At 71.6% G+C, this 18,588-nt stretch carries 12 protein-coding genes; 7 read left to right on the top strand and 5 right to left on the bottom strand.

Features of this window, described 5'->3' with window-relative positions:
- Positions 1 to 261: 261 nt before the first annotated feature.
- The gene (gene moaA / locus AC0T5L_RS16105; RefSeq protein ID WP_476166301.1) at positions 262 to 1,269 is read right to left on the bottom strand and encodes a GTP 3',8-cyclase MoaA; all 1,008 of its coding nucleotides are present in this window, start codon (positions 1,267 to 1,269) and stop codon (positions 262 to 264) included.
- Positions 1,270 to 1,639: 370 nt separating this feature from the next.
- On the opposite strand from moaA, the gene AC0T5L_RS16100 reads away from it, so the two are divergent.
- Positions 1,640 to 2,476, top strand: coding sequence for a lysophospholipase (locus tag AC0T5L_RS16100; protein WP_476166300.1), 837 nt, complete (start codon positions 1,640 to 1,642; stop codon positions 2,474 to 2,476).
- Positions 2,477 to 2,531: 55 nt separating this feature from the next.
- On the opposite strand, the gene yczR is transcribed toward AC0T5L_RS16100, so the two are convergent.
- Positions 2,532 to 3,998 (bottom strand): MocR-like transcription factor YczR, encoded by a 1,467-nt coding sequence (yczR, locus tag AC0T5L_RS16095; RefSeq protein ID WP_476166299.1) that lies wholly within the window; start codon positions 3,996 to 3,998, stop codon positions 2,532 to 2,534.
- A 711-nt stretch (positions 3,999 to 4,709) separates the two neighbouring features.
- On the opposite strand from yczR, the gene AC0T5L_RS16090 reads away from it, so the two are divergent.
- Positions 4,710 to 6,515 carry a glycoside hydrolase family 15 protein gene (locus AC0T5L_RS16090; protein ID WP_476166361.1) on the top strand — a complete coding sequence of 602 codons (1,806 nt, stop codon included), beginning with the start codon at positions 4,710 to 4,712 and terminating at the stop codon, positions 6,513 to 6,515.
- A gap of 165 nt (positions 6,516 to 6,680) precedes the next feature.
- On the opposite strand, the gene AC0T5L_RS16085 is transcribed toward AC0T5L_RS16090, so the two are convergent.
- Positions 6,681 to 8,909: a protein kinase domain-containing protein gene (locus AC0T5L_RS16085; RefSeq protein ID WP_476166298.1), complete on the bottom strand. Its 2,229-nt coding sequence runs from the start codon at positions 8,907 to 8,909 to the stop codon at positions 6,681 to 6,683.
- A gap of 182 nt (positions 8,910 to 9,091) precedes the next feature.
- Between AC0T5L_RS16085 and AC0T5L_RS16080 the strand changes: the two genes are divergently transcribed.
- The 3 genes from AC0T5L_RS16080 to AC0T5L_RS16070 all read left to right on the top strand — a co-directional run bounded on the left by AC0T5L_RS16080 (position 9,092) and on the right by AC0T5L_RS16070 (position 14,894).
- Entirely contained in the window at positions 9,092 to 10,762 is a 1,671-nt protein-coding gene (locus tag AC0T5L_RS16080; protein ID WP_476166297.1) for a serine/threonine-protein kinase, read from the top strand.
- A 79-nt stretch (positions 10,763 to 10,841) separates the two neighbouring features.
- Positions 10,842 to 11,513, top strand: a complete 672-nt coding sequence (locus tag AC0T5L_RS16075) for a uracil-DNA glycosylase (protein ID WP_476166296.1) — start codon at positions 10,842 to 10,844, stop codon at positions 11,511 to 11,513.
- 132 nt (positions 11,514 to 11,645) lie between these two features.
- Entirely contained in the window at positions 11,646 to 14,894 is a 3,249-nt protein-coding gene (locus AC0T5L_RS16070; RefSeq protein WP_476166295.1) for an NACHT domain-containing protein, read from the top strand.
- A 119-nt stretch (positions 14,895 to 15,013) separates the two neighbouring features.
- Here AC0T5L_RS16070 and AC0T5L_RS16065 read toward each other — a convergent pair whose 3' ends face one another.
- On the bottom strand, positions 15,014 to 15,805 hold the full coding sequence (locus AC0T5L_RS16065; protein WP_476166294.1) for an SIR2 family NAD-dependent protein deacylase: 792 nt from the start codon (positions 15,803 to 15,805) through the stop codon (positions 15,014 to 15,016).
- A 166-nt stretch (positions 15,806 to 15,971) separates the two neighbouring features.
- Here AC0T5L_RS16065 and AC0T5L_RS16060 point away from each other — a divergent pair, with 166 nt between their 5' ends.
- A complete protein-coding gene (locus AC0T5L_RS16060; protein ID WP_476166293.1) occupies positions 15,972 to 16,856 on the top strand; it encodes a sulfotransferase family protein in 885 nt (294 codons plus the stop codon).
- A gap of 42 nt (positions 16,857 to 16,898) precedes the next feature.
- Here the strand turns inward: AC0T5L_RS16060 and AC0T5L_RS16055 are convergent, their stop codons facing one another.
- On the bottom strand, positions 16,899 to 17,483 hold the full coding sequence (locus AC0T5L_RS16055; RefSeq protein WP_476166292.1) for a TetR/AcrR family transcriptional regulator: 585 nt from the start codon (positions 17,481 to 17,483) through the stop codon (positions 16,899 to 16,901).
- Positions 17,484 to 17,574: 91 nt separating this feature from the next.
- Between AC0T5L_RS16055 and AC0T5L_RS16050 the strand changes: the two genes are divergently transcribed.
- Complete coding sequence (locus tag AC0T5L_RS16050) at positions 17,575 to 18,585, top strand: DMT family transporter (protein ID WP_476166291.1); 1,011 nt, start codon at positions 17,575 to 17,577, stop codon at positions 18,583 to 18,585.
- Positions 18,586 to 18,588 lie beyond the last annotated feature (3 nt).

Below are 18,588 nucleotides of genomic sequence, written 5' to 3'. Positions count from 1 at the left end.
ATCAAGCCAGAGTGGAGCAGGGTGTGCAACGTGTTTTGTCAGCGGGCCTAAGTCGTGTTCTTTGCATCATTCCGGTGCCGCCCGTCTCCCTCCACCGCCCACAAGGGAGAGCCTTCGGCTCCAGTCGCCCGCGGCGCCGGGCCGCCTCCCGCTACGCCTGCGCGCTCGTGGGGCACGGCCAGGCTGGACTCCGCACACCGTCTTGCGAGAGACGGCCCGGACGGCCGCTCACCGACCCGAAAGCCTTCTAAAAAACACTCCCTAGCCGCCGATCGCGGACATGGGCCGGGACGGCTGTAGGAAGCTGGGGTCGTTGATGCCGTGTCCGGGCAGCTTGGTGGCCACGGCGGCGGTCCAGCTCTCGGCGATCCTCTCGTCGGTGGCGTCGCCCCGCAGAAGGGCGCGAAGGTCGGACTCCTCGCGGGCGAACAGGCAGTTGCGCACCTGCCCGTCCGCGGTGAGGCGGACCCGGTCGCAGGCCCCGCAGAAGGGCCGGGTGACCGAGCCGATGACGCCGACGGTCGCCTGCTCCCCGTTGGGGAAGCGGGCTCCGCGCACGTGGAAGAGCTCGGCGGGAGCGCTGCCGCGTGTCTCGCTGTCGGCGGCGTCCAGGGTGAACTCGGTTTCGAGCCCGGCGAGGATCTCCTCTGCGGTGATCATGGTGTCGCGCCGCCAGCCGTGCTGGGCGTCCAGCGGCATCTGCTCGATGAAGCGCAGCTCGTAGCCGTGCTCGATGCAAAAACGCAGGAGGTCGGCGGACTCGTCGTCGTTGATGCCGCGCATCAGGACGGCGTTGACCTTGACCGGGGTGAGTCCGGCGCTGGCGGCGCCCGCCATGCCGTCGAGGACGTCGTCGAGTCGGCGGCGCCGGGACAGGGTCTCGAACACGTCCGGTCGGAGGGTGTCGAGGGAGACGTTGACACGGTCGAGGCCGGCCTCGGCCAGGGCGGGGGCCATCCGGGCGAGCCCGATGCCGTTGGTGGTCAGGGCGGTGTGGGGCCGGGGCCGCAGCTCGGTCGTCCCCGCGATGAGGCCGGGCAGACCGCGGCGGAGCAGGGGCTCACCGCCGGTGAAACGCACCTCGTTGATGCCGAGGCGGGTCACTCCGATGCGGACCAGGCGGAGGAGTTCGTCGTCGGTGAGCAGTTCCGGCTTGGGAAGCCACTCCAACCCCTCCGGCGGCATGCAGTAGGTGCACCTGAGGTTGCAGCGGTCGGTGAGCGAGACCCGCAGGTCGGTTGCCACTCGCCCATATGAGTCGGCCAGCACGGGCGTCACCCTCTCCAGTCCGAGTTACCGGGCGGTTCGTATACGAAGGCACCTGCCCGAGAGATACCCATAGATAAGCGTAGAAGATCCCTCTTTAACAGTGTGTATTTGTAATCACACCCTATGACGCAATTCGTTGCCCGACACGAGAAGTTGTCGACGCTGGGGGCGTTCGCACACACATACGGGCACGATCGTTACTTCCCCGATGCACGACGGCCCCTCGTGCCGCTCCCGTCCACGCCGAGCTTGTAGGAAGGTCCAACATCGCCCTCGTGCGTACCGGCCCGCCGCGCCATAGGGTTCCGGGGACGGTCGCGTACGGTCCCGATCGTCGCAGACGGAGCCGCGGACGAGGAGGCAGAACACGGTGATCACCACACGCGAGTGGGCCCTGGCTGGCGGGCCCGACGGTTCGGAGAGACTGGCGGCACGGGCCTGGGTCCAGGCCGGGGGCGAGCCGACCTGGCTGGCGGTGCTGGTCCACGGCTACGGCGAGCACCTGGGCCGATACCAGCAGGTGGCCGCGGACCTGGTCGCGGCGGGCGCGGTGGTCTACGGCGCCGACCACCGCGGGCACGGGGGATCATCCGGTGAGCGGGTGCTGATCGACGACTACGCGGGCGTGGTCGAGGACGTGCACCGGGTCGTCACCCAGGCGCGCACCGCCTACAGGACACTGCCGCTGGTCCTCATCGGCCACTCCATGGGCGGGCTGATCGCCTCCCGATACGCCCAGACCCACCCCGGCGAGCTCCGGGCGCTGGTGCTCTCCGGACCCGTGCTGGGCCGGTGGGCGGCACTGGAACAACTTGCCGCCGCCGAGGAGATCCCCGACGCCCCCATCGATCCCTCCACGCTCTCGCGCGATCCCGCCGTGGGGCAGGCGTACGTGGCCGACGAGCTGGTCTGGCACGGCCCCTTCAAGCGCGTCACCGTGAACGCCATGCTCACCGAGATGACGCGGGGCCTCTCGGCCGGGAGCGTGGGGCCGCTGCCACTGCTGTGGGTACACGGGGCCGAGGACCAACTGGTACCGGTGGAGGGCACCAAGGTGGGCATCACGTCGGTCATGGGCGATGACTTCACCGCTCGGGTCTTCCCCGGTGCCCGGCACGAGGTGTTCAACGAGACCAACAGGGACGAGGTGCTCGGCGAGGTGGTCCGCTTCGCGCGGCGGTTCGCCCTCCCCGCCGGCACCCCCTGAGCGCGTCACCCGTCCCGGCGGCGGTGCGCTCCGCGGAACCGGCCTGGCGGAGCGGTCAGACGTACAGCTGCCCCCAGGGCTGCACCGGGTGGGCCAGGGTCTCGGTACAGGCGGCGGCCAGGCGCTCCACGGCGTCGGCGAGCACGTCCGGCGGCTGGGTGTAGGCCAGGCGCAGGTAGTACTCCAGGGTGCCGTCGGTGCCGAACACCGGTCCGGCCGCCGGATGCACCCCGTACCGGTCGGCGGCCGTGGACAGCGCGCTGGCCACGGGCTGGGGCAGCGCCGTCCACAACACCAGTCCGCCTCCGGGCACGCTGGGCCGCCAGTCGGGCAGCCGCTCGCGCAGCGCGTACAGCAGCGCGTCGCGGTTGCGGCGCAGCTGGCGGCTGCGCTCGGCGCGGATGCGCATCACGTCGGCGAGCAGGTGGGTGGCGGTGAGCTGGTCCAGCACCGCCCCGGCCAGGTCGAAGCGCTGCCGTGCGGCCATCAGCCGGGCCACCATCGGCGGTGTGGTGCGCACCCACCCCACCCGCAGGCCGCCCCACAGCAGCTTGGCCACCGATCCCACCGTCAGTACCCGGCCGTCGGTGTCGTGCGCGGCCACGGGCGCGGGAAGGTCGCCGGAGTCGATGGCCAGCTCCGCGACCGACTCGTCGACGACCAGGTGGCTCTCCGACCTGCGCGCCTCGCGTACCAGGGCGTGGCGCTCCTCGTCGTTCATCAGGGCGCCGGTGGGGTTCTGGAAGTCGGGGATGAGGTAGGCCAGGCGGGGCTTCCACTGGCGGAAGGCGTCGACGAGGTACTCCATGTCCCAGCCCTGCGGCGTCACCCCGACCGTGCGTATCCGCGCCCCGCCGCGGTGGGCGGAGTCCAGCGCGTGCGGGTAGGTGGGCGACTCCACCAGCACCTCGTCACCGGGCTGCACGAGCAGGTCCATGGCCAGTGCGATGCCCTGCTGAGCGCCGCTGGTGACGAAGATCTGCTCGGGGGTGGTGGGCAGCCCGCGCTCGACGTAGCGGCGGGCGATGGCGTGCCGCAGCTCGGGCAGGCCGTAGGGGTAGTAGCCCAGTCCGCCCACGTGCGCGGCGAGCTGCTCGGTGGCCCGGAACGCGGCGGCGCGCAGCCCGTCCACGGCCGGGGGCGCCGCCACACCCAGGTCGATGTGCTCGGTGGCGGGGGCGAACGGTGAGGGCTCGCCGGCGCCGGAGTCGGGTAGGACGGTCCAGCTGCCCGCGCCTTGCCTGCTCTCCAGGAACCGGTTGTCGCGCAACCAGGCGTAGGCGGCGGTAACGGTGTTGCGGCTGACCCCCAGGGAGGTGGCCAGGTCGCGTTCGGCGGGCAGCCGGGTGTTGCTGGGGACCCGCCCGTCCAGGACCAGGCCGCTGACGGAGCGGGCGATGGCCAGGTAGTAGGGGCGTTCCACGGGAGCCGCGCCGATGAGACGGGCCAGAAGGCGTCCGTTGATCCGCCGGATGCCGTTCCCGGAGCGCTCCGCCGCACGGTGACCGTTCTGTCTCGCCATGCCGTCTCCCGTCGCCTCGTTGCGAACCGGGCCACCTGCCCGTGATCGGTACTTCGTCCCAGGCGCCGCATCCGCCACGATACCCAGGTGGCTCTTCCACCGGATCCCGACGGCCCCGGGCGCACCGCCGGACCGGACTCTCCGTCGACGCGTGTCTCATGGCGGCCGGCGCGACGCTGGTGCCGTTGTGGATCCGGCCGCTTCCGGAGCCGTCCTGGGCACGTTGGGCGGTGGATCGCCCGCCCCTTCGGGTTCCGGCTGTCTGGACACCGTTCTCTCACGAGCCGTAAGCTTCCCCGGGGCCGAATATTCATCACCGCGTCGTAACTTCTGACCTGACAATCTCCCCCATTTCCCTACATATCTCCCCGCACGTTCCGATGCACGTGCAGATGCGGGTAGCGCGCTCTCCCCGAAGAGGGGAAGATAGGGACCGCGGTGAACGGAAAGGACCGTGTTCGGGACGGTTCCTGGGTACCGGCCTTTTCGCCTGCCCACACCTGGGCACATAACCGGGTGGAAGGCAAGCGGCGGCTGGTGCGGAGGCAGGACGTGGCCCGAACGGCGCCCCTTCCCGACAGCGGGTCCACTCCCGGTGACGGGCTGGGTGGGAGGACCCCGGCAGGGCGTGCACAGGGGCGTGCGCGCGCCGGACCGCGAGGACGCGGTGCCACCCCACGAGGCGCCGACCGCAGGAACCATGACGACGTGATGGGGGTGAGCCGCGTGCCCGGCTGGATTGAAGACTACGCAATGATCGGCGACATGCAGACCGCCGCGCTGGTCGGGCGTGACGGTTCCATCGACTGGGCGTGCCTTCCCGACTTCGACTCCTCCGCCTGCTTCGCCGCGATGCTGGGCGACGAGCAGAACGGCAGCTGGATCCTGCGGCCCGCTGAAGGCGACCCCCGCGCCGTCCGCCGCCGCTACCGGGGCGACACGCTCATCCTGGAGTCGGAGTGGGACACCGACGGCGGATCCGTCCGGATCATCGACTTCATGCCGCCGCGCGGCGGTGCCCCGCACATCGTCCGCATCGTCGAGGGGCTGTCGGGCTCGGTGTGCATGGAGACCACCATGCGCATCCGCTTCGACTACGGCCACGTCGTCCCCTGGGTGCACCGCGCCGGTACCGAACTGGTGGCCGTCGCGGGCCCCGACTCCATATGGCTGAGCAGCCCCGTCCCCCTACAGGGCCACAACTTCACCCACGACGCCACCTTCACCGTCACCGCCGGTCAGCGCGTGCCGTTCGTCATGACCTGGCATCCCTCGCAGGTGGAGGAGTCCGACCACCTCGACGCGGAGAAAGCGCTCTCCCGCACCGAGCGGTTCTGGGAGAAGTGGGTCAACCAGTGCACCTACGAGGGCCCCTACCGCGAGGCGGTCATCCGTTCCCTCATCGTGCTCAAAGCCCTCACCTACCACCCCACCGGCGGGATCGTCGCCTCGCCCACCACCTCCCTGCCCGAGTCACTCGGCGGGGTGCGCAACTGGGACTACCGGTACTGCTGGCTGCGCGACGCCACCATCACCCTGGAGGCGATGATCCGCTCGGGGTACAAGGACGAGGCGCTGGCCTGGCGCGAGTGGCTGGTACGCGCGGTCGCGGGCGAGCCCCAGCTCATGCAGATCATGTACGGCATCCGCGGTGAACGCAGGCTCACCGAGTGGGAGGCCGAGTGGCTGCCGGGCTACGAGTCCTCCCGTCCGGTCCGGGTCGGCAACGCCGCCGTAGGCCAGTACCAGCTGGACGTCTACGGCGAGGTCATGGACGTGCTGCACCTGGCCCGCCGCCACAACATCCGCGGCGGCGACTACCTGTGGGGGCTACAGCGCTCCCTGGTCAACTACCTGGAGTGGTGCTGGGACGAACCGGACGAGGGCCTGTGGGAGGTGCGCGGGCCGCGCCAGCACTTCGTGCACTCCAAGGTGATGGCCTGGGTGGCGGCCGACCGTGCGGTACGCAGTATCGAGGAGTTCGGCAAGGAGGGCCCCATCGAGCGGTGGAAGTCCCTGCGCGACACCATCCACGCCGAGGTGTGCGAGTACGGCTACGACCCCCAGCGCAACACCTTCACGCAGTACTACGGCAGCAAGGAGCTCGACGCCGCGCTACTACTCATCCCGGAGGTGGGCTTCCTGCCCTACGACGACCCGCGCGTGGTCGGCACCATCGAGGCGGTCCGCAAGGACCTGATGGTGGACGGGTTCGTGCTGCGCTACCGCACCGACCTGGAGAGTTCCGCCGACCAGCTGCCCGGTGACGAGGGCGCCTTCCTGGCGTGCAGCTTCTGGCTGGCCAACGCGCTGCTGTCCATCGGCCGCGAGGACGAGGCCCGTGAGCTGTTCGAGCGGCTGCTGTCGCTGCGCAACGACGTGGGCCTGCTGGCCGAGGAGTGGGACCCGCGCGAGAACCGCCAGGTCGGCAACTTCCCCCAGGCCTTCAGCCATGTGCCCCTGGTGACCACCGCGCTGAACCTGACCACCCGCCAGGGAGGATGGCGCGCCGAGTAGCTCCGGGCGCGCCCTCGCGCGTGGGCGGTCGGCCCCGCACGGCCCTCACCGCGTTCCCGGACACGGACCCCGCGAACGGCCCCTTCAACCCTCGCCCCGGAAACCAAGGACGCCCCCGCGGCCGAACCCGGCCGCGGGGGCGTCCCATCGCCCGTACCGCCGGGCTCAACCCTTGCTGAGTGTGGGATCGGCCCAGACCGGATAGATGCCCTTGCCGTCGCTCTCCACCTCCAGGCGCAGGCGCAGGGCGTCGGAGACGTCGACCTCGATGTCCATCATCTCGCCCAGGCGCAGGGTCTCGGTGGCCTTGGCCTCGCCGTCCACGTACACGGTGAACGTGGTGGTGGCACCGGCGTTGGAGGTGTCGTCGACACCGATGGTGGAGGTGAACGTCGTCCAGTCGCGGCCGAGGTTGTAGTCGATCCAGCCCGTGCACTTGGAACTGTGGTCGGCGCAGAAGCCGGAGACGATGGCGCGGCTGTAAGCCTCGCCGTCGAGCTCCGCGCGGCCCGTCTCGGGACGCCAGTAGTTCATGGACTCCTCGTCGACGACCTCCATCTGGGTCAGCAGGGTGGTCTCCGACTCGGTGTCCTCGGGCGAGGCGGGTACCTCGGAGGCCCCCTCCTCGGGCTCGGGGGGTTCCTCCTGCTCTTCGGAGGCGGAGCCCCGGACGGGGCTCTCCGAGGGCTCCGGGGAGACGTCGGCGGCCGGTCCCTGCCCCGCCGCGGCCGGATCCGGATCCGGATCATCGGCGGTGACGGTGGTCGACTGGAGGCGGTCCATGACCGTGTAGGTGCCCGCCGCTCCGCCGATCACGCACAGCACACCGAAGATCGCCAGCCCGATGAGCACGGGCTTGCGTGATCTGCGCTTCTTGGGCTTCTCCGCCTCCGGGAACGCGTGGGCTCGCGCGTCCGTGTGCGGGAGGGCCCCGGTGGCGTTGGGCTGGGAGGGGCCGTTCCAGCCGGGTTGCGGGCCGGTGTGCGGGAGGCGGCCGGGGTGGACCGGGCCGGAGTGCGCGGCGGCGGGCCCCGGAGCACCGGGCGCCGGCGGCTGCTGGGGGGCCGGGCTCGGCGGAGGCGCTCCCCGGTACGGCGCCTGGGGCTGCTGTCCGGGGGGCGGAGCACCCGGATGGGCTCCGTCCGGTCCGGGCCCGGGCTGCCCCGGCTGTGCGTCCCGGGGGCCGCTGGTGGGTGGCGTCACCGCCTGGCCCGGCTGACCACGCATCCCGCCGACCGGGCGGGGAGGCATGTTCTGGGCGTCCGCGTCCGGGTACCCCGCGGAGGGGGCCTGGCCGCCCTGTCCCTGAGAAGCGTCGTGTCCCGAACCGTCTGCGGGTTCACCGGGCAGGCGCCCCTCCTGCACGGGTGCCTCCGCCGCCGGTGCGCTCTCCGGCGGCGGACCGGACACCCGGTCGCCCAGGGGAGGCGGCGCGGAGGGTTCGGGCCCCTCGGCCGCAGCCGCCGCTAGGACGGCACCGCCCGGTTCGGACATGGGCCCCGTCCAGGGCACCGACGTGGCCAGGGAGCGCAGTGCCCGGATCCAGTCCGAGGACTCGGGGCGCTCACCCGGCTCGGCGGAGAACATGGACATGACCAGCTCCCGCTGGCGCTCGCCGGCGCTGGCCACCAGTGACAGCGCGCCGAAGCGTTCGCGCAGCTGCTCGGGCGCGGGCGGCGGGTCCTCGCCGGTCAGGGCGAAGAAGGCGATGGCCCCGAAGGCGTAGCGGTCGGTCGCCGCCGAGTACTCGCCGTTGAAGATCTCCGGAGCCGCGTAGCCGGGGGTGAACCAGGGCCGGGCGGTCATGTGGCGGGCCGCGATCCGGCTGAGCCCGAAGTCGACCAGCGTGGCCTGGCCCTCGTCGCTGATCATGATGTTGCCGGGCGACAGGTCGCCGTGCACCACCACACGCTTGGAGGGGGTGGCCCGTCCCGAGTGCAGCATGTCCAGCACCAGCGCGATCTGCTCCAGGTAGCGCAGCACCTCGCGCTGGCCGCGCGGCCCCTCCACGGCGTGCTCGGCCCGCCAGTCACGCAGGTCCACGCCCTGCACGTAGTTCATGACCAGGTACAGGGCGCGGTCGGTGTACTCACCCGCGCCGTCTGCCGGGTGCTCGGGCACCCCCTCGAAGTGCTCGCGGATGCCGACCACGCCGAGCCGGTTGATGAAGCGCAGCAGCTCGGCCTGCTCTCCCCACTTCGCGCTCAGTTCGGCGAACTGCTCCTCGTTCGCGGTCACGTCGGAGTTGAGGACCTTCACCACGACCGGCTCGGTCTGTCCGGCCAGGCTCACTTCGGCCAGGTAGAGCGTGGCCTCTCCACCACGCCCCACGGATCGGACGAGACGGTACTTGTCCGGTTGGGAGTCCGGACCGACGTAGAGATTCAGGCTCACAGCTCTGACGCTCGTTTCCACACGGGGGACGGGGGTCGAAGGCCCGGGACTCGGGGGTTTCGGTCCTCGGGCGGAAGACCACACTAACGCGGACGGCTGTACCCTTACGCCCGGTACGACCGTAACGGCCGACAGCGGCCAAGGTCGGCCGCGAACGCGGACGCTGACGGTGAGGGGCTTCGGTGGCCGAGGAACGGGTGCTGGGTGGCCGCTACCGCCTGCTGTCCCAGCTGGGCAGGGGCGGTATGGGCGAGGTCTGGCGGGCGGTGGACGAGCTCCTGGACCGTCCCGTGGCGGTCAAGCTGATCAGGTCGGGCCGTACCGGCTCGGAGGAGGTGGCCGCCCGCTTCCGCCGTGAGGCGCGGCTCACCGCCCGTCTGGCGGGCCACCCCAACGTGGTGATCCTGCACGACTTCGGACACGAGGAGGCCCACGGCGGCCCGGGGCCGGTGTACGCGGTGATGGAGCTGGTGGCGGGGCGGCCGCTGACGGCCGTGTTGCGCGCGAGCGGGCCGATGCCGGTGCCGCGCGCAGCCGCCCTGGTCTCCCAGGCCGCGTCCGGGCTGGGCGCCGCGCACGCGGCGGGGATCGTGCACCGCGACGTCAAGCCGGGCAACCTGATGGTGGTCGAGGAGGGCGCCGGGGGCGGCACGGTGAAGGTGCTCGACTTCGGGATAGCCGCGCTCACCGCGGCCACGCAGAGCCGCCGCATCACCCAGACCGGCCAGGTGATCGGCACACCCCTGTACATGTCGCCCGAGCAGGTGCGCGGCGAGCAGGTGGGACGCGCGGGCGACCTGTACTCGCTGGGCGCGATCCTGTACCAACTGCTGACCGGGCGACCGCCGTTCACCTCCAAGGACTCGCTGGCGGTGCTGCGCCAACACCTGGTCGAGGTTCCGCGCCCCGCCGTGGAGCTGCGCCCGGAGGTGCCCGGCCCGCTGTCGGAACTGGTGGGTTCGATGCTGGCCAAGCGTGCCGAGGAGCGGCCCGCGAGCGCCGAGGAGGTGCGTGACCGGCTGTCGCCCTTCCTGCCCTCCGCCCCCGTCCGTCCCTCACGTCCCCGGTCCGCGCCGCATGCCAGCGCTCCCTCGCCCGTCCCCGCGACGCGCCCCTACACCCGGGTGGCCACCACCCGTCCCGAAACGGTCGTGCCGGAGGACCCCGGGCGGCTGCTCGCCCTGATGGACGGTGCCCAGGACACGGCCGACGCGGGGCAGTTCGCCGCGGCGGTCCGGGAACTGCGCGCGCTGCTGCCCCGGCTGCGGGCCACGCTCGGGCCCGAGCACCCGGACACGCTGCGGGCGCGCCGCAGGGAGGCCTACCTGACGGGGAAGAGCGGGGAGCCCCGGCGTGCCGTGGAACGGCTGGACGTGCTGCTGGCCGATCTGGTGCGCGTCCACGGGGCGCGGCATCCCGAGGCGTTGACCGTGCGCTACTACCTGGCCACGAACGCGGGCCGTGCGGGCGACCACGCGCTGGCCGCACGTGTGCACGGGGACCTGGTGCCCGACCTGGTGGCCCTGCACGGACCGGACTCCGGACGGGTGCTGACCACCCGGCTGTACCTGGCGTTCGAGACCGGTGAGGCGGGCGAGCCGGAACGGTCGGTGAAGTTGCTGGAGGAGCTGGTGCCGGACCTGACGCGGGTGCTGGGCGAGGACGACCCGTCCACGCTGCGGGCCCGTCACTACCTGGCCGCCTACCTGGGCCACTCGGGCCGGCCCGCCGAGGCGGCGCGCCGCTACCACGCCCTGCTCGCCCACCACACGCGTGTGCACGGCGCGCAGAGCGCCGCGACCGAGCGCGTCCGCGCCCACCTGCGTCAGTGGCAGGACCGCGCCCGCGGGTAGCCGGGCCGTGCGCGGTCCGGGGCGGTCCGAAGCCCCGAAGCGTCCGTGGATGTCGCTCCATGGCGCTAGTGTTCTGGCCATGCCGAAGGACCTGAAAGAAATCATGGAAGCCGGCTGGGCCGAGGCTCTGGAACCGGTCGCACCGCAGATCGCCGCGATGGGCGACTTCCTCCGCCAGGAGGTCGCCGAGGGCCGCACCTACCTGCCAGCCGGAGAGAACGTCCTGCGGGCCTTCCAACAGCCCTTCGAGGACGTGCGCGTGCTCATCGTGGGCCAGGACCCATACCCGACCCCGGGCAACGCGGTGGGCCTGAGCTTCTCGGTCGCCCCGGACGTGCGCCTGCCCGCGAGCCTGCGCAACATCTACAAGGAGATGGTCGACGACCTCGGGGTGCCCATGCCCTCCAACGGCGATCTGACACCGTGGACCGATCAGGGCGTACTGCTGCTCAACAGGGTCCTGACGGTGGCCCCGGGCAAGGCCGGATCGCACCGCGGCAAGGGCTGGGAGACCATCACCGAGCAGGCCATCCGGGCACTCGCCGGGCGGGACAAGCCGATGGTGGGGATCCTGTGGGGGCGCGACGCCCGCAACCTGCGCCCGTTGATGCCGGGGGTGCCGTGCGTGGAGTCCGCGCACCCGAGCCCGCTGTCGGCCAAGAACGGGTTCTTCGGGTCCAAGCCGTTCAGCCGGACGAACGAACTCCTGAAGGAGCAGAACTCGGAACTGGTGAACTGGGAGCTGCCCTAACCGGTTCGGGCGCCGGGCTCCGAACACGCTCCACAAGCCTCGAAACCCTGTTGACCTGCGGACTCGGCACTGTCCCCGTGCCGGGTCCGGCCGTGTTTCCACCCCCTGAAACCGGAAAGGCAGTCCATCCCCATGGCGAAGCGACTCACCTACGCGGACGCTCTCAAGATCCTCGGCCAGAACGACTCGGAGGTGCTGGACCTCGCCGAGAAACTGACGGACGGCGGCCTGGGGCTGGTGGGGGTGCCGGACCTCTTCGGTGTGCGGGGGATGCTGGTGAGCAAGGGCCGCCAGGCCATCGAGGGGATCCGGGGCAAGCTCAGGGGGCAGAGCCGCCTGTCCCGAACGGAGAGGATCGAGGCGGCCTACAAGATCCTGGTCCTCATCTCCTTCTCCGAGGCGGTCGAGGAGTGCCTCGCTCGAGCCGAGGCGCCCTTCACCCCGGACACTCTCAAGCTCACCGACGCCGAACCGTTCGCGTACTTCGACTCGGCGCTCCAGGGCCTGGGCGCGCTCCCCTCGCCGGCCGAGGTACGCGAGGAGGAGGCGGAGGGGTCCCCCTGGGAGGTCACGCAGGTCTTCCCGACGCTCATCGGAGCCTTCAGCGACATCCTGGCCAACCACCCCGAGGCCGTGGCGCACGGCGTGGACCATGACCATCCCCTCATGGAACGGCTGATCGACGAGGTTCCTCCGGACGCCGGACAGCGGTTGGCCGAGAACCTGCGCCGCCTCGCCGCCGAGGTCCCGGAGTTCGGCATGTGGGTGCATCTGGGCGAACACGACCGCACGCGCGGAGTCCTCACCCACGGACTCGGCGAACTGCACCGCCGCCTGGAGGAGATCGGCTCCCGCCGCCCGGTGGACAGGCGCAGGCAGGAGCTCTGCGCCTCCTACCAAGCGGTGCTGCGCCAGCCCGTACTGCGCTCGGACGACGCGCCGCGGGGGCTCGCCCTGCCCACGCTGGAGGAGGCCTACATCCCTCCGCGCGGACGTGTGGCGACGGTCTACGACTCGAGGGGCGCCCCCTCCGTGGAGGAGTGGTGGCAGCAGCAGCCCACGCTGAACGACCTCCAGCCGTTCATCGCCGCCCATCTGCTCCACCCCGAGACCACCGGGTGCCCCACCGTCGTCCTCGGGCACCCGGGCGCGGGCAAGTCCAAGTTCACCGAGATGTTGGCGGCCCAGCTCCCGGCGTCCGACTTCCTGCCGATCCGTGTGGAGCTGCGCTCGGTGCGGCCCAACTCCCCCATCCACCTCCAGATCGAGGAGGGGCTGGCCGCCGCGCTCCACACCCAGGTGTCCTGGCGGGAGCTCGCCGAGTCGGCGGACGGCGCGCTGCCCGTCATCATCATGGACGGCTTCGACGAACTGCTCCAGGCCACGGGTGTGGACCGCTCCGACTACCTGGAGCGGGTCCAGGAGTTCCAGTACCGGCAGGAGGCGCTCGGGCAGCCCGTGGTCGTCATCGTCACCAGCCGCACGGTCGTGGCGGACCGCACCCGGTTCCCGAACGGCACCGCGGTGATCCGGCTGGAGCCCTTCAGCGATGAGCAGATCGGGCGGATGCTGGCGGTGTGGAACAGGACCAACGCGCGCGCGTTCGCGGCCAGGGGCCTGGAGCCGCTGACCACCGACGTCCTGGTGCGGTACCGCGATCTGGCCGAGCAGCCCCTGCTGCTGCTGATGCTGCTCATCTACGACGCCGGGGACAACGGACTGCGTCGCGCCTCCCAGGCACTGACTCACGGGGAGCTGTACGAGCGGCTGCTCACCATGTTCGCCAGCCGCGAGGTGGACAAGCACCGCTCCGGGCTGGGCAGGGTCGGCTTCGAGGACGCGGTCGAGGAGGAGCTGCGCCGTCTGGAGGTCGCGGCCCTGGCGATGTTCACCCGGCGCAAGCAGAGTGTGGGCACGGACGAGCTGGACCGGGACCTCGCGGCCCTCATGCCGGACGCGGCCGTGCACGCCCCGGAGGCGGACCTGCACGGCCGGATCGCCCCGGCCCACCAGGTCCTGGGCAGGTTCTTCTTCGTCCACGAGGCCCGGGCCCAGGTGCGCGACGGCACCGCGAGCGTGTTCGAGTTCCTGCACGCCACCTTCAGCGAGTACCTGGTGGCCCGGGCCGTGACCGCGGCTCTGGAGGACCTGGACGAGTCCCGCCACCGCTCCTCCAGGCGCCGGGGCCGCACCACCCGCGTCGATGACGGAGAGCTGTACGCCCTGTCCTCCTTCGCCAGCTACGCGGGCCGGGAGAAGGTCGTGGACTTCCTCGCCGAGCTCCTGGAGCGCCGGATCGCCGAGGAGCCCTCGGCCCGCGAGGACTACGCGGACCTGCTCGTGGAGCTGTTCCAGGAGGCGCCCTTCCCCGCACCCAACCGCTCCTACACCGCCTACGAGCCCACGCGCCTCCCGCTGACCCGCCGCGAGGCCAACTACACCAGCAACCTCATGATCCTGTTGGCCCTGGTCCGCGAGGAACCGGTCGACGTCCGCGAGCTCTTCCCCGACGCCCACGAGCCCGACCAGGCCCTTCAGAGCACGTCCACGCTGTGGCGCACGCTGCCCGGGGCGGAGTGGTTCAGCATCATGAGCACGCTCCGCGTCCGCCACCTGGACGGATGGGACGAGGACGGTCCGGTCACCGTCATCGGGCGGGAGGACGCCTCACCCGTCAACGTCGGGGAGAGCATCGGTTTCGAGCTCCGGTCGAACATGGACACCGGACCGGACGTGATCGATCCGTACGAGATCACCGTGCCGTACGAGTCGACGACCTCCCGCCTGCTGCGCTCGATGGCCATGCGGGTCAACGGGACGGCCGGGCGCTTCTCCCTGGCCCTGCTCCCCTACCTGCGCCACGTCTCCGACGACCTGGCGACCTGGTACCAGGACATCGGCCACGACGACGGCGGCGGCAGGCCCTGGACCGAACCGCACGAGGTCCTGCGGCTGCGCCTGGAACCCGTGCACCACGATCCCGAGGGGCGTCTGGACAGCTACCGCAGGCTGCTCTCCTCCCGGACCTTGGGACGCCTGGAGCTCCTGGTGCTGAGACAGGCCTCGGAGGACCTGCGCATGTCCGGCGCCGAGCCCTCGCTGAGGGCCGTGTGCGAGGAACTGGGGGAACTGGTGCGGAACTACCTCTTCCACCTGGGGGACGTGGTGGTGGGCGACCAGCTCAGCGCAGAGAGGATCGAACCGGTTCTGCGCTCCCTGCCGGAGGACCTCAGGCAGGAGGACGGGATCGTGGTCCACGTGCGCCGCCTCCTGGACGGCCAGGCCAGAATGGCCCGGTCCCTGCCCACCGACCGCGTGGCGGCCCACCGGCAGGAGGACCCCGTCATGAACTCCTACGGCAGCGGCGGCCGGGACCACTAGGTGTGCGGTGCGTCGACGTCGGTCCCGTACTCAGAGCGGGGGCCGGCGCGCCGGGCCCCGCCGCAAGTACGGGATCGCCGCGTGCTGGGGTCCCCGGGCCGGACCGGCGACACCGCCGTTCAGCGCACCCGCTCCACCAGGGCCGGGACGGCCCGGCCGATGGGGTCGCGGACCACGGCGCTGGCGAAGTCGTCGTAGGGCGTGGGCTCGGCGTTGACGATGACCAGGCCGGCCCCGGCCATCATGGCCACGTCGCACAGTCCCGCCACCGGATGCACGGTCAGCGAGGTGCCCACGGCCAGGAACACGTCGCACTCGCGGGCGGCCCGCGTGGCTTCGTCGACCACGTCCGCGTCGAGCCGCTGGCCGAAGGAGACGGTGTCCGACTTCTGGATGCCCCCGCACTCCACGCACCGGGGGTCGGACTCCTCGTCCAGGCGGGCCAGCACCTCCTCGCTGGGCGTGCGCAGGCCGCACGCCATGCACACGACCCGCAGCACGGTGCCGTGCACCTCGACGACCCTGTCGTCCGGCACCCCGCCCAACTGGTGCAGGCCGTCGATGTTCTGGGTGATCAGCGCCCGCAGCCGTCCCGTGGCCTCCAGGTCGGCGAAGGCCCGGTGCGCACCGTTGGGCCGGACCCGCCACCTCTGGTGGGCGCGGCGCTGCGTCCACACCTCACGGCGCACGTTCACGTCGCCCATGTAGGTGTCGATGTCCGACAGGGCCTGCGCGCCCGGGTTGGTCGTCCACAGACCCCGCGGGCCGCGGAAGTCGGGGATCCCGGAGTCGGTGGACACGCCCGCCCCGGTGAGCACCGTGACACGTCCGGCGGACGCCAGTAGGTCAGCGGCCCTCTCGAAGTCCTCTGGGTCGACGAAGGGCGCGGAATCGGTGGTGATCAAGGCCATGATCCCATTCTTACAGCGACTGGTGGACCGCTTTCCCCATCTTTGGCCCCAAAAGCGAGTTTCCACCCGTCGGGACACCGTAGCCTCGGGGAGCGTGGCGTGCGAAGGCGAAATCCCCTAGCCGATGCACACGAGACGGGCAAAGGGTGCAAAAATCAACACAATCATGAAGCAGCCGTCCTACCTTCTCGTGGTCAACGGGACCAAGGTCCAGCGTCCGGTGTTCGTGCTGGGCGCGCCCCACTCCGGGGTCACCGAGATCTCCCGTGCCCTGTCCCGTGTGCCCGGACTCCATCTCGGCGCGGGTTCCTCGGGCGTGCTCAACGCGGTCTACGCCGTGGCCAGGCGCCCCTCCCTCGCTCTGGAGAAAGTCGCGGGGACGGCGAGCCTGCTGCGCGAGGCCTACGCCGAGGCCTGGCAGCTCACCCCGCTGACCTGCCCCCGCTGTCCGGGCCCCCGGGCGCGCGTGCCCGCCAACATCTCCGCCGAGCCCTGCGAGCACAGCGCACACGTACGCCGCTACGGCGACGCCAGCCCCGACCTGCTGTTCTGCGCCACCGCCCTGCACACGGCCTTCCCCGACGCACTGTTCGTGCAGGTCATCCGGGACGGCCGCGACGTCATCGCGGACATGATGGAGGACGAGCGCTCCCTGGCCTGGCTCAAGCCGAGCTTCATGAAGCTGGACCACGAGTTCCCCAACCACTTCTTCGGGCTGGAGGAGGAGTCGGACCTGACCGCGTTCAAGGAGGGGTCCACGGCCGCCAAGTGCGCGATGCGGTGGCGGGGCGCGGTCCGCATGTCAGCACTGCTGCGCCGCTGCATCGGCGCCGAACAGCTGCTGACCCTGCGCTACGAGGACGTGCACGGCGGGGAGGTGGACACCTCCGAGCGGCTGCGGGAGTTCACCGGGGCACGGGTGTCGGCCTCGGAGCTGCTGACCGGGCAACCGTGGGGCGTGGGCTCCTGGCGCCAACGCCTGTCCCGCGACCAGTACGGGGACGTGCACGAGGTGGCGGGAGTGGAGCTGTCCCGGCTCGGCTACAGCTGATCCGGTGGGCGCGCGGAGCGCTGACCCCGGCCCCGGAGCTCCTCAGGCCGCACCGTGGGCGGTCATCAGCGCGTCGGCGGCGGCACGGGCCGTGCGCGCGGCGTCCGCCGCCCCGGTGACGTTGCGGGCGATGACGGCCCCCTCGTGCAGCATGGCCAGCGCGTCGCCGAGTGCGGCCGGGTCGCCGGCCCCCGCCCGCGCGGCGAGGCCGGCGTAGAGGTCGCGCAGCCATCGCTTCTGCTCCTCGGCGACCGCGCGGCCGGGGTGCTCGGGGTCGGAGAGCTCCGCGTAGGCGTTGACCATGGCGCAGCCGCGCGGGTTCTCCACGGCCATCCAGTCGTCCAGGGCCTCGAAGGTGGCGGCCACACCCGCGCGCGGGGTCTCGGCCCGCTCCAGGTAGGCCCCGAGGTGCTCGCGCCAGCGGGCGTCGCGGACGTGCAGGTACTGCACGACGAGCTGCTGTTTGGAGCCGAAGCGGTCGTAGATGGTCTTCTTGGTGACCCCGGCCCGCTCGGCGACCAGTTCCATGCCGACGGTGTTGATACCGCGTGTGTAGAACAGATCGGTCGCCACGTCCAGTACACGGCGCGCGGCCGGGGTCAGCGGTTTCGCCTCGGTGCTGCCCATGGTGTCCACCCTCCTTCTCCTCCTCCGGCTCACAGTGCTGCGTCCGGTGGCTACATTGTGAGTATACCGACCGGTATGTTTACCTCCAGGCATGGAGTCCACTAGAACACGTCCGCCCCGCTCCCCGCTACCCGTCCTGCTCGCCGCCGGGCTGGTGGTGATGTGGAGTTCCGGTTTCGTCGGTGCTGAGATCGGTACCGCGTACGCACCCGCGACGACCCTGCTGGCCTGGCGTTTCCTGGTCGTGTCCGCACTGCTGGCGGTGTGGTGCCTGTGGCGGGGGGTGCGGATGCCTCGGCGGGACCTGGCGGCGCATGCCGCACTCGGGCTGCTGTCACAGGCCGGGTACCTGTACGGGGTGTACGCCGCCGCGCAGGTGGGCGTCACCGCCGGGACGAACGCGCTGGTGGCCGCCCTCCAGCCGCTGGTGGCGGCGTCGCTGGCGGTCCCGCTGCTGGGTGAGCGGGTGCGGCCGCGCCGGCTGGTGGGCCTCGTGGTGGGGCTGGGCGGGGTCGGTATGGTGGTGGGCGCCGACCTGCTGCGGCCGGGTGCCGCTCCCTGGTGGGGGTACCTGCTGCCTTTCGGGGCGATGACCTCCCTGGTGGCCGCGACCCTGCTGGAGCGCCGCGTGCGGCCCGGAGGCTCCCTGGGGGAGGCCCTGGCGGTGCAGTGCGCGGTGAGCGCGGTGCTGTTCACCGGACTGGCCACCGCCACCGGGACGCTGGCCCCTCCCCCCGATCCCGGGTTCTGGTGGGCCGTGGTCTGGGTGGTGGTGCTGTCGACGCTGGGGGGCTACGGCCTGTACTGGATCAACTTGTCCCGCACGGACGTGACCCGGGTGTCAGCGCTGCTGTACCTGACCCCGCCCACCACGCTGGTGTGGTCCTGGTTGATGTTCGGCGATCCGGTGGGGACGGGCGCTCTGATGGGGATGGCGGTGTGCACGGTGGCCGTGGTGCTGGTGAGCACCGAGAGCACCACGGGAAACGTCGGTGGACGCGACGCTGTGCGCGGGTCCGGGAACGCCCCCTGGGGGCGGGCACCGCACCCGCCGCCCGTCCGGCGGCCTGGTGGGGACCCGCCGGACGGGCGGCTACGATGAGCG

The sequence above is a fragment of the Nocardiopsis sp. TRM 82005 genome, from assembly GCF_056312425.1.
Note: the sequence above shows the minus strand (reverse complement) of the source record. Positions and strands in the feature narration are given on the sequence as shown.

Bases quoted from the DNA above. Each gene is read 5' to 3' on its own strand.
- AC0T5L_RS16070 (WP_476166295.1), top strand. From the start codon at position 11,646: ATGGCGAAGCGACTCACCTACGCGGACGCTCTCAAGATCCTCGGCCAG.
- AC0T5L_RS16050 (WP_476166291.1), top strand. From the start codon at position 17,575: ATGGAGTCCACTAGAACACGTCCGCCCCGCTCCCCGCTACCCGTCCTG.
- AC0T5L_RS16075 (WP_476166296.1), top strand. From the start codon at position 10,842: ATGCCGAAGGACCTGAAAGAAATCATGGAAGCCGGCTGGGCCGAGGCT.
- AC0T5L_RS16065 (WP_476166294.1), bottom strand. From the start codon at position 15,805: ATGGCCTTGATCACCACCGATTCCGCGCCCTTCGTCGACCCAGAGGAC.
- AC0T5L_RS16060 (WP_476166293.1), top strand. From the start codon at position 15,972: ATGAAGCAGCCGTCCTACCTTCTCGTGGTCAACGGGACCAAGGTCCAG.
- yczR (WP_476166299.1), bottom strand. From the start codon at position 3,998: ATGGCGAGACAGAACGGTCACCGTGCGGCGGAGCGCTCCGGGAACGGC.
- AC0T5L_RS16055 (WP_476166292.1), bottom strand. From the start codon at position 17,483: ATGGGCAGCACCGAGGCGAAACCGCTGACCCCGGCCGCGCGCCGTGTA.
- AC0T5L_RS16090 (WP_476166361.1), top strand. From the start codon at position 4,710: ATGGGGGTGAGCCGCGTGCCCGGCTGGATTGAAGACTACGCAATGATC.